Source organism: Brunnivagina elsteri CCALA 953, from assembly GCF_002289455.1.
Taxonomy (GTDB): Bacteria; Cyanobacteriota; Cyanobacteriia; order Cyanobacteriales; family Nostocaceae; genus Brunnivagina; species Brunnivagina elsteri.
The window spans coordinates 1-10,722 of the sequence record NZ_NTFS01000231.1; the positions used below are offsets into that span (position 1 = coordinate 1).

The 10,722-nt window shown below is 40.9% G+C and carries 8 protein-coding genes; 4 read left to right on the top strand and 4 right to left on the bottom strand.

Features of this window, described 5'->3' with window-relative positions:
• The first annotated feature begins 532 nt into the window (after positions 1 to 532).
• On the top strand, positions 533 to 3,109 hold the full coding sequence (locus CK510_RS18905; protein WP_095723180.1) for a heavy metal translocating P-type ATPase: 2,577 nt from the start codon (positions 533 to 535) through the stop codon (positions 3,107 to 3,109).
• 596 nt (positions 3,110 to 3,705) lie between these two features.
• Positions 3,706 to 4,206, top strand: a complete 501-nt coding sequence (locus CK510_RS18910) for an FHA domain-containing protein (protein WP_095723188.1) — start codon at positions 3,706 to 3,708, stop codon at positions 4,204 to 4,206.
• A 516-nt stretch (positions 4,207 to 4,722) separates the two neighbouring features.
• Here the strand turns inward: CK510_RS18910 and CK510_RS18915 are convergent.
• Positions 4,723 to 5,076, bottom strand: coding sequence for a hypothetical protein (locus tag CK510_RS18915; RefSeq protein WP_095723181.1), 354 nt, complete (start codon positions 5,074 to 5,076; stop codon positions 4,723 to 4,725).
• A 319-nt stretch (positions 5,077 to 5,395) separates the two neighbouring features.
• Here CK510_RS18915 and thyD point away from each other — a divergent pair, with 319 nt between their 5' ends.
• Positions 5,396 to 6,316, top strand: a complete 921-nt coding sequence (gene thyD, locus CK510_RS18920) for a thylakoid membrane protein ThyD (RefSeq protein ID WP_095723182.1) — start codon at positions 5,396 to 5,398, stop codon at positions 6,314 to 6,316.
• Positions 6,317 to 6,601: 285 nt separating this feature from the next.
• On the opposite strand, the gene CK510_RS18925 is transcribed toward thyD, so the two are convergent.
• The 3 genes from CK510_RS18925 to CK510_RS18935 all read right to left on the bottom strand — a co-directional run bounded on the left by CK510_RS18925 (position 6,602) and on the right by CK510_RS18935 (position 8,029).
• Complete coding sequence (locus CK510_RS18925) at positions 6,602 to 6,847, bottom strand: DUF8620 family protein (protein WP_095723183.1); 246 nt, start codon at positions 6,845 to 6,847, stop codon at positions 6,602 to 6,604.
• A gap of 278 nt (positions 6,848 to 7,125) precedes the next feature.
• Positions 7,126 to 7,548, bottom strand: coding sequence for a tetratricopeptide repeat protein (locus tag CK510_RS18930; protein ID WP_095723184.1), 423 nt, complete (start codon positions 7,546 to 7,548; stop codon positions 7,126 to 7,128).
• Positions 7,549 to 7,672: 124 nt separating this feature from the next.
• On the bottom strand, positions 7,673 to 8,029 hold the full coding sequence (locus tag CK510_RS18935; protein WP_095723185.1) for a HesB/IscA family protein: 357 nt from the start codon (positions 8,027 to 8,029) through the stop codon (positions 7,673 to 7,675).
• 416 nt (positions 8,030 to 8,445) lie between these two features.
• Here CK510_RS18935 and CK510_RS18940 point away from each other — a divergent pair, with 416 nt between their 5' ends.
• A complete protein-coding gene (locus CK510_RS18940) occupies positions 8,446 to 10,083 on the top strand; it encodes a DUF6930 domain-containing protein (RefSeq protein ID WP_095723186.1) in 1,638 nt (545 codons plus the stop codon).
• Positions 10,084 to 10,722 lie beyond the last annotated feature (639 nt).

Genomic DNA, 10,722 nt, shown 5'->3' on the forward strand with positions numbered 1-10,722 from the left:
AAATTATATTACGCTATTTATAATAAATTAAAATTCTCATCCACTGTCTATTGTTTTGCGACTATATAATAGAATTTTACAGTATTGAAAGTTTTTCGGGCAATTTTGATTTATAAATCATATATTCAAAATTATTTTTTGATATTATTTAAGTTCAAAGCTCTCAATCAAAATATATCGATTCATATGCATATGCTTAAACTCAATAATAAAAAGTTACTACTACTGCCATTTCTGATTCTTGGTTGGGGATATTTTAGTGGTGTATCGAGTTTAAATGTAGATGACTTTTGGAAAAGTCAAATTGCATTGATCCCCGTTCAACTAGGTGTGGTTATATATTTTACTTATCTACGTTGGAATACTCATAAATCTTCTAGTGAGTTAAACCCTAAGTTTAAAAAATTAAGGAAAAGTTAATTAGTTTGACAGCATGTCAATTTGGTTAATTCGCAGTATTTAGCCTACCCTCAAGTAAGAGGCACTATTTTCTATTAGTGCTGAAGTTTCGTAGAAAATCCAACAATTCCCCATGCAGACTGTTCCAAGTACCGAACAAAAACCAGACAATAACTTAGAAAATCCCTCAGCAAAAAAAACAGCAGTAGCAAAGATAACCCTTGATGTTGGAGGGATGAAATGCGCGGGTTGCGTGCGTTCCGTCGAACGTCAGTTAAGTCAATATCCGGGGATCGTAAATGTCTGCGTCAATCTGGCAACTGAGGTAGCTGTAGTTGAGTCGGAAATTGGTGTAGTTGATGCCGAAGCATTGGCAAAGCATCTAACTGTAGGTGGATTTCCGACTCAACCCCGTGTACCCCACGGGAAAGCAAAAGATGTGGAGGAAAAGCGCGATAAGCACAGCTTGGCATATCGCAAGGAAATGGATTCAGCATTAAGCCAGCTAATAGTTGCGGGTTTATTACTGCTGCTTTCAACATTAGGACATTTTGGTAATATTCTTGACCGATTAGTTCCAGGATTGAATAACATCTGGTTTCACTGCGGATTAGCCACGATCGCACTATTAATTCCTGGACGTTCGATTATAGTTGATGGTTGGTTGGGGTTGCGACGAAATGCTCCCAATATGAACACCCTCATCGGTTTGGGTACGGTAACAGCTTATACCGCTAGTATTGTGGCACTACTGTTTCCAAAAATGGGGTGGGAATGCTTTTTCGACGAACCCGTGATGATGTTGGGATTTATCTTACTCGGAAAGACTTTAGAACAACAAGCCCGAACCCGTGCTGCATCTGCTTTTAAAAGTTTACTGGCACTTCAACCACAGGTAGCACGGTTAATTGGAAAATCAAAGTCGGAAATCGCACCTTCTGACTCATCCCTCCCTAATCCCTTTAGTAACGGGGTTGTGGAAATACCAGCCGAACAGGTACGGATTGGGGAATGGTTACAAGTGTTACCAGGGGAAAAAATACCCGTTGATGGTGAGGTGGTTTACGGGCAAACGACTGTGGATGAGTCGATGCTGACTGGGGAGGTTATACCTATAATCAAACAGCCTGGAGATGGTGTCACAGCTGGAACGATAAATCAATCTGGTGCGATCGCAATTGCTGCGACTCGGATTGGTAGCGATACAACCCTGGCACAAATTATTGCCCTCGTGGAAGCGGCACAAACTCGTAAAGCTCCGGTTCAGAAATTAGCTGATACTGTCGCTGGATATTTTACCTATTTTGTTTTAAGTGCTTCTTTATTAACGTTTTTATTTTGGTACTTCTGCGGTACTCATATTTGGTCGGATGTTGTATTAAATGTTTCCCTGACAGCAACATCACCAATGGGACATCTACACGAATATTCCCAGTCCCAAATCCCAACTTTACAATCCCCATTTCTATTAAGCTTAAAATTAGCGATCGCAGTTATGGTTGTTGCTTGTCCTTGTGCTTTAGGACTTGCTACCCCAACTGCAATTCTCGTCGGCACGGCAATGAGCGCTGAACGTGGTTTATTAATTAAGGGTGGTGACGTTTTAGAAACAATCCATAAACTCGACACGATTGTTTTTGATAAAACAGGTACTCTCACTACTGGTAAACCGACGGTAACAGATTGCATTGTACTTACTGAGGATATGGAATTAGAAGAAGGGGGAGAGAAAAACTCGCTGTTAGCTGCTCAATTCACTTCTCAATCTTTACTAGAAATAGCAGCCTCAGTCGAAAAAGGTACATGTCATCCTCTCGCTACCGCAATTCAAAATGCAGCCCAAACGCAACATTTATTTACAGAAGAACTAACAGAAGAACTAACAGAAAAATTAACACAAGAGTTAACAATCCCAGAAGCTGTAAATTTTCATACCGAACCGGGGTTGGGAGTATCAGCGTTAGTCGATGGGAAAAGCGTTTTGTTAGGTAATTCAGATTGGTTAAGCTGGCATGGTGTGGTGATGGGCGATACCGGGATTACCAAGGCGCAGGAACTCGCTAACGAAGGAAAAACAATTGTTTATATTGCCGTTAGCGGTAGACTAGTTGGCATCATAGCTGTTAGTGATTCTTTAAGACCAGAAGCCAAAACCACTATCGAAAAGTTACGTCAAATGGGTTTGCGGGTAATGATTTTGAGTGGCGATCGCATTGAAGCGGCAACCACAATTGCCAAACAACTTGATATTGATAGTCACAACGTAATCGCAGGTGTTCCCCCTACCAAAAAAGCTGCGACAATTCAGATGTTGCAAGATGATAAAGGGAAAAATCTCAAATCGATTGTGGCAATGGTCGGAGATGGTATAAACGATGCCCCAGCCTTATCACAAGCCGATGTGGGGATTGCAATGCACTCAGGAACAGACGTAGCAATGGAAACTGCTGGGATTATACTGATGCGCGATCGCTTAACTGATGTAGTAGAATCGATTCGGTTGAGTCGTGCAACTTTCAACAAAATCCGCCAAAATTTATTTTGGGCATTCGCATACAATACGATTGGGATTCCTCTCGCTGCGGGCATTTTACTTCCAAACTTCGGTTTTGTTTTGAATCCTGCTAGTGCTGCTGCGTTAATGGCTTTTAGTTCAGTCAGTGTCGTTACCAACTCACTTTTATTAAGACGAGTTGTTTCTCCCAATTAAGTGATTTCTCAAAATAATCTTAGAATAAGCCACAAAATGAATGATCCTGTGTTGTCATGCTGTAGCTTGCTACTTACAGAATGACCGAAGAGCATTTCTTTCTGTGGAGTTCTCTTACCTATTCAGAGGACGTAGCTTGCTTCTCTGTTTCCGATTACGGCAGTTCTCTCCTACGATAAAATAATATCGTGTGGTGGTTTTTATTCTGTAAATCGCCTTCAAGTGGATGCTACCCAGCTAAAACACTAGTTTCTTCAACCTCAGATTATTCTACATTTTAGGTTTCACTAGGTGGATGGACAAGGCTGCCACACAACACATTTAACCATTTATTCATGCCATCAAAACAACAGTACATGCAGAATTAGAACAATCATTTTTGAACCTGCACTAAATCTGTGAAGTGTGTAGCCAATGGGATAAATTTGTATTTTCAGAAAGCGAATGCCGACTTAGGCAAACCAAAAGTTTGCTCCTAAGAAGAATATATCCAGAGGCATTCTTCCTCGCACAAAATAGGTGGAATGCTTGATTTAGCATTATCTTTGGGAATGCTAATTTGCATTAGTCACATACTATATAATCAAGATTCGAGAATGGTAGTAAACAAGACTCAAAATAGATTAATTAATCAAAGTCCAACTGATTTTAGTGACAATTTGCCAATGGCAGCAGAAATTAATGAAAGCCATTTATTGATCGTAGAAGACGATCGGGGACGCAAAGAAATTATCCTTGAGCGTCCAGTCTATTCTATCGGTCGCGATCGCGAGTGCGATATTCGTTTGAATTCCCAGTTTGTCTCCCGTCGTCATGCCACATTAGTCAGGCTTCCACGGGATGATAATAACCAAACTCATTATTATCGAATTGTGGATGGAGATGCCAAAGGAAAGCCCAGTGCCAATGGCTTAGTGATTAATGGACGCAAGCTACCAGCTCAAGACCTTAAAAACGAAGATGAAGTCGTTTTTGGACCTCAGGTACGTGCAATCTATTATCTCCTTAAAGATTCAATGCGAACCGGACAAACAGACTCAACTGAGTATGACATTACATTAATTAATCCAGGAATGGCAGAAGATATGGAAGATTAAAAGCTCAAAGTTATTAGTTATTTATACTGCGAACGGCTTAAAACTTGACTAATATAAAACCCCTCTCCATAGACGCGTACCCCTCCGGGGAAGCGAGCTACGCGAAGCGTGTCGCTTGCGACTCAGCGGCTTTCCGCAAGATACCTCTCCCATTAGCAAGGCTACGGTGTACACACAAGTCCTATCTGCAAGGGTTGTAAGCTTTCTATACTCTTTCCTCCTCATTCCCAGGCTCTGCCTGGGAATGCCCTCCGAGAGGCTTCGCCTCCAGTCACACCAAGAGGCGGAGCCTCTGGGGTTGCGTTCCCAGGCAGAGCCTGGGAACGATGAAACCCGCTCTGGGTATACTTGTGTGTACACCGTAGTTACTAAGGGGAGGTGCCACAGGCGGTGGGGTTAATTTTATTCGAGCTTTATTGTGGGTGTTGATAAATAGGATAATGATTTTGGCTCGTTGTGCCACAAGTGGAGCTTAATGCATGAAGGCATATCGCCATGCTGCAAAAAAAAATCAAATCAAATCGAACTTGCCAGACTTTCAATTAAATTCCAATAGCGACTATGTTCAATTTCCTGTTTAATATAGTCAAATACTTGTCGGCAATGATTATCAAGCTGAAGCGGTAATTCTTCGTTTTTAATCACTAAAGTCATTCGAGTTTCTGATTCTGTTGCCGTTGTATTGTCAATTAATGCTTCTACCGTGACCAATTTGGAGAATGGAATACTACCAGGAAATTCACGAGCCATGACGTAATCAGGGGTGTAATATTGTACATCCAAACCACTGCTGTGTAGAAGTTCTATCAGCGAGGGTTGGAGATTCTTTATTGAAACAGAAAGAAGAAACGAACAGGTATACCGAGCCATAATAGCCCCAAGCCTTGTAACACTCAATCCATCCTATAATATTTAACTATCCTATAGCTAAGTATTTTTCGATTCATCAAGAAATAAAAATTTTACTGAGTTACTGAAAAAGGCAGAAGAATAGGAGGCAGAAGACAGGAGGCAGAAGGCAGAAGGCAGAAGACAGAAGACAGAAGACAGAAGACAGAAGACAGAAGTAATAAAATATATTGCCTTATTCCTGCTCATAGAATCAATTATTCCTGCTCATAGAATCAATTCCCATTCCCTCATCTGCCCTTTGCCTTTAGCATTAGAGAATGGTTTGGCAGAGGTTTTCATGAAAGTCGCGATTACAGGTGCAACAGGATTTGTCGGAAGTCATTTAGTTCAAAGACTCCAATCGCAAAATACAAATATACTAGTATTGACTAGAAATCGCGATCGCGCTGAAAGAGTTTTTCCAAAAAGCTCATTCCCAAATGTGGAGATTATTGCCGCAAATACAACTACTTCTGGTACTTGGCAAAATGCTATATCTGGGTGTGATGCTGTCGTTAATCTCGCAGGGGAAGCCATTGGAGAGGGAAGATGGACGCAAGAACGTAAACAAGAGATTCTTAACAGTCGCAAGCTGGGAACTCAAAAAGTTGTCGAAGCGATAATTAACGCAAACCCAAAACCTAGTATCTTAATCAATGCTTCCGCAATTGGATTTTATGGAACTAGTGAAACCGATACCTTTGACGAAACGAGTCCATCGGGCAAGGATTTTTTGGCACAAGTATGTCAAGCTTGGGAAGCGGAAGCCGAAAAGGTTAAAGATGCCGGGGTGAGGTTGGTGATTTTTCGCTTAGGTATTGTTTTGGGCAATGGTGGTGCTTTGGATAAAATGATTACACCATTTAAATTATTTGCAGGTGGTCCCCTGGGTAGCGGGAAGCAATGGTTTTCTTGGATTCACATTGATGATATGGTGAATCTCATTGTCCAAGCATTGACAAGGACAGAGATGGAGGGAGTGTATAATGCTACTGCTCCCCATCCTGTTCGGATGTCAGAATTATGCGATGCGATGGGTAAAGTGATGAATCGTCCTTCATGGTTGCCAGTACCAGCTTTTGCTCTGGAGGGTTTGCTTGGGGAAGGGGCAATAATTGTACTTGAAGGACAACAAGTTGTACCAAAACGTACTCTCGAATCTGGATTTACTTATCAATATTCACAAGTACAGCCAGCTTTAAAGGAAATTATCAAGTAGTTAATGGTTAGGAACGCGGATTAAATAAAGTGCAAAAGTATCAAAAGTAGGGTGTGTTAGCGCAGCGTAACGCACCATTCCAAATCAAATCGAAAGTTGTAGGTTATTAAATCCTCATTCCTTAGTGATTGATATGGCGATTCTTGTTTTGATGTAATAAAAATCGGGGCAAACGAATAATAACCAGGGCAAATAACCTTGGGTTCCGCTACCGGATTCTCAAACGGCAACCGTGTTTAATTCGTAATTTTTAATTTTGAGGATAGACGACCCATCGGGTCGTCTCTACTGATTGGCTGAAAATTTCTTGGAAATCCAACTAATAATCCCGCTTAAAATCGCTCCTCCCATTAAAATACCGATCGCAGGATTAAATACGGGTATCCAAAGCTGGTGCCACAAATCTAAACCCAGATGGACTCCAGTAGCCTCACCAATAACTGCGATCGCAAACCATCCAAACCCCAAAAATACTAAAAAAACATCGGCTACAAGTATGATGTTCAGCCAGTTCAAAAATTTTTCTCTCATAAATTTTGTTATTTGTCAATGGTTAATGGTTGTTAGATTTTAAGTATTAGATATTTTTTGAGGTGACTAATGTTCGCCCTAATTTCTAATAATCCCTGTACAGACGACCCGGCGGGTCGTCCATAACCCATTTAGAGAACTCCACAGAAAGAAATGCCCAATGTCATTCTGAGGAACGTTCGCGCTTCGCGTTCCCGAAGGGTAGAATCTCGCGTAGATGCTTCGTTCCTCAGCATGACAACACAGGATCATTCATTTTGTGGCTTACTCTTAACCCATCAAGATTCAAATAGCCAATTTTTAACTTTTATTAAACTTTTCCAATCAGGTTTTCTAGTTAAACCATCTTCGATACTTTGCTTGAGTTCTTCGCGCCATTCTTCATTGACAAAAATCAACTGTTGTGCAAACTCAACATGTTCGCGCAGTCCTTTCTGTCCGGTTTCTAGCATTGCGAGAATTAAATTAACCCGTGCTTGGGGGTCTTGTTGGTTAATTTTAACTGCTTTTTGAGCTGCTTTGTAGGCTAAATTGGCTTTGCCATCAAGCAGGTAGAGCCAAGCCAAACAAGTCCATGCAGAACTACTTTTTGGAGAGCGATCGCATACCTCTTTAAAAACAGGAATCAGTTCGGTGACGCTTTCTCCAGCTTTATAACGTTCTAAACCTGTATCAAACAGGGAATCGACAGTTTGAGTCATAGTAAATTATTTATTTAGTCGTTAGTTAATGGTTATTATTGGTCATGGGTTAATGGTTGTGGGATATTTATTAATACCCAATCCGCCATGCCCCATGCCCAATCCCCACTAACAAATGACAATATTACACACCGAAGGACTTACCGCAACCACAGGTTTGAGCAGCATTGGGGTTAGTAAACTGGAATCCACCACCAATCATGGCATCGCTGTAGTCGAGCATTAAACCATAAAGATATAATAAGCTCTTGCGATCGCAGAGTATTTTGAAGCCATCATAGTCAAACACTTCGTCATGAGGGGTAATCTTACTTACGTCTTCAAAATCCATTATGTAAGACATCCCAGAACAGCCACCTTGGCGAACTCCTACCCGCAAACATAAGTCTTGATTTTGCTTCTCGCGCAAAGATTTAACTTGTCGTAACGCAGCTTCGCTTAACTGGATTCCTCGTGTTTGAGATTCGGTTGCTTGTGTCATTTTGTTGCTCCTTCAGTTTGGGGATTAGTGGTTAGGTATGGGGAAGTAGAGAAAGAGGTGTACTTTTATTATTAATTATTTAATTAACTAGTATCTAGTCCCTAGTCCCACCTATTGTAGCGAGGTTCGGCTTGGAAGTTAGGAATATTATTAAACACTTAGCAAAAATCGACCAAAGGTTTTTATCCTAGAATTGAGAGACTCAGTGTTTTTGGAGAATCGTTTTTGTCTTGTCGAAGCCATATATAATACAAAATCTCATCCAATTACCTCTCACCGCTAAATATTTTGTATTTTGGGATTTTTAATATTCTAGGAGTTTTATCAAAAAACCCTCAATAAAAAAACAAAAGACCAAAAAAACATAAAGACTCAAAAAACTCATACTGTATCGCTTTTTCAGATTCACCTAGTTTATGACAAGTTTTAATCGCTCTACCAGTCGTCGGTTGAAGAAAGTACCTCAGATTCCTTCTGTGTGGGAGGGCGATCGCCGTCCATTATCAAACACGCAATCAAACACCCAATCCCCACAATCAGAAGAAGATAAGGGGGAATGTATTCTTTGGGTGGATGGTTCGCAAGGAATTGTCCGGGGAATGGATGTTGTTGCCCAAGATACGGGACCTGAGGCAATTGTGCGTACTTTAATGCGGGCAATGGAAAATCCCCATAGTCCTGCAAGACCAGCACGTCCACAGCGAATTGTGGTGCGCGATCGCGAAATTCAATTCTACCTGCGGGGTGTCCTCCAAGACTTGGATATTGCCATCGACTACGCACCTGAACTACCCCTAATTGATGAATTGTTTCGCGGATTTGCCGATATCATCGACAGCCAAGTCCCCGACTTACCTCCACAATATGCCCAACAACTTCATGAAAAAGCCTACGCCATCTGGCAAGCTGCACCGTGGGATTTTTTGGAAGAACAGCAAGTCATATCCATCGAGGTTAATAAGTGGGATATTGACACCCTCTACGCCTCAATTATGGGGATGTTGGGGATGGAATACGGTATTTTGCTATATCGTTCCCAAGATTCGCTCAAGCGCTTCCGAGCCGCAGTTTTAAAAGACGATGAATCAACCCAAGATTTAGAAGAAGCTTTTCTTAAGCAAGATTGTTTGTTTCTCACTTTTGATCGTCTCGAAGAAGAGGAAGAAGAAGAATTTGAAGATATTGCTGACTTGCCATTAGCAGAAATTAATCCCACCTTTGGCAATATCCATCCTTTGGAAGGGTTGCGCTCTGTTTTATACGACGAAGAAGCTTTGGTTGTATACGTGGCACTCGAAAGCCTATTTCGATTTGTTCGCGATCATCGTCGTCAACTCAATACTGACGAATTTCCGACTCTCAGCCGTCGCTATCGTATCGCTTTACCAGAAAATGAAGATACGAAGTCCCTTAGTGTTAGCGTTGCCACCATGCCTGAATTAGCTGCTGAATTAGAAGAAATGGCTGGTGATGAAGACGAAGAAAGTACGTCTGGTGAACCAATGTTTCGTTCGCTACGGGATGATTTAATCCCCGAAGACTCCTTTTTGAGCTTGGGTGTAGTCTCGTGGGAAATGCTCGATTACTTACGTAAAGGTGTAACCTATCAGCCAGTAGGGGAAATTATTAAGCCAGTCGGTGATGGTTTACCTGTGATTTTAATTCAAACCTCCCGTCCCAAAGCTAAAACTGTGATTGAAAGCATTGAGAAAGCTGAAGGGCTTAATGCTATTTGTTTTAACCCAGGTGCTGACCCTTTTGGAGCTGAAAGTTATGACCTCGGATTATTGCAAACCCACAATGGCGAATTATTTCTATTTGGCGAATTTGAAGATGATGACCCAACCCATGTGGAAGCTCGTCAAAAATGGAACCAACGCTGCAAAGATACCCAGGGTTACTGTGGTTTAATTATTGCCAAAGGGCTTACGGGTGCTAGTCGCGGCAATCCCCAACTGCGTGACATGATGGCATTATTTGAAGCGCGATCGCTCTCTCCTCAAGACCTGGGGATTGGTACTTTACAACTTATGCCCCAGTTGCAATTTGAGTAATTAAGCTACACCTGTTAGACCTCAAAATCTACTGTCATGTTGTAACTTGCTACTTACTTTTATCTGCTTGCCCGTCTACCCGAAGCCGCCCTTTTAGGGCTAGTGTAGAATCTAGGCAAAAGACTTCCTAGAGGGTAGAATCTTCAATATCTTCACGCAATTTCAAAGTAAAGTTGAAACCCATTTTTAGTGTAAATAGAAAAATCGCGACATCTCGACAATTACGAGTAATCGCGGTTGTTTTGCTATCCTCACGTATTATAAAATACTAGTATCCAATTAGTATGGTGTCTCAATCCAGTGACGAGTAATACCGCATTATCTTCAAGATTTCAAAAAGATTATCAGCTAAAGCATGAGTACAGATATCAGTACAAAACTCTGAAAGATAGCTTGTAATAGTTTACTGACCTTTTTAAAAAGCTAAGTACCTTACAAATATTTTCCAAATAGTTCCCAAATATTTCCCAAATCTGTTTGCAGATATCACGTAAATTCTTTAGTCCAAACATTTTTCATAAAATATTAGGATGTATTTGAAAATACATTATTTTGTTCTATAAAAGCATCAATACATAACTGAACTTAGTACTATTTGTCACTATAAAAATTTATTTAAATATTTGTTTTATTCTCAAA

Excerpts from the sequence above, each read along its gene's own strand:
- CK510_RS18905 (WP_095723180.1), top strand. The coding sequence starts at position 533 with ATGCAGACTGTTCCAAGTACCGAACAAAAACCAGACAATAACTTAGAA.
- CK510_RS18910 (WP_095723188.1), top strand. The coding sequence starts at position 3,706 with ATGGTAGTAAACAAGACTCAAAATAGATTAATTAATCAAAGTCCAACT.
- CK510_RS18915 (WP_095723181.1), bottom strand. The coding sequence starts at position 5,076 with ATGGCTCGGTATACCTGTTCGTTTCTTCTTTCTGTTTCAATAAAGAAT.
- thyD (WP_095723182.1), top strand. The coding sequence starts at position 5,396 with ATGAAAGTCGCGATTACAGGTGCAACAGGATTTGTCGGAAGTCATTTA.
- CK510_RS18925 (WP_095723183.1), bottom strand. The coding sequence starts at position 6,847 with ATGAGAGAAAAATTTTTGAACTGGCTGAACATCATACTTGTAGCCGAT.
- CK510_RS18930 (WP_095723184.1), bottom strand. The coding sequence starts at position 7,548 with ATGACTCAAACTGTCGATTCCCTGTTTGATACAGGTTTAGAACGTTAT.
- CK510_RS18935 (WP_095723185.1), bottom strand. The coding sequence starts at position 8,029 with ATGACACAAGCAACCGAATCTCAAACACGAGGAATCCAGTTAAGCGAA.
- CK510_RS18940 (WP_095723186.1), top strand. The coding sequence starts at position 8,446 with ATGACAAGTTTTAATCGCTCTACCAGTCGTCGGTTGAAGAAAGTACCT.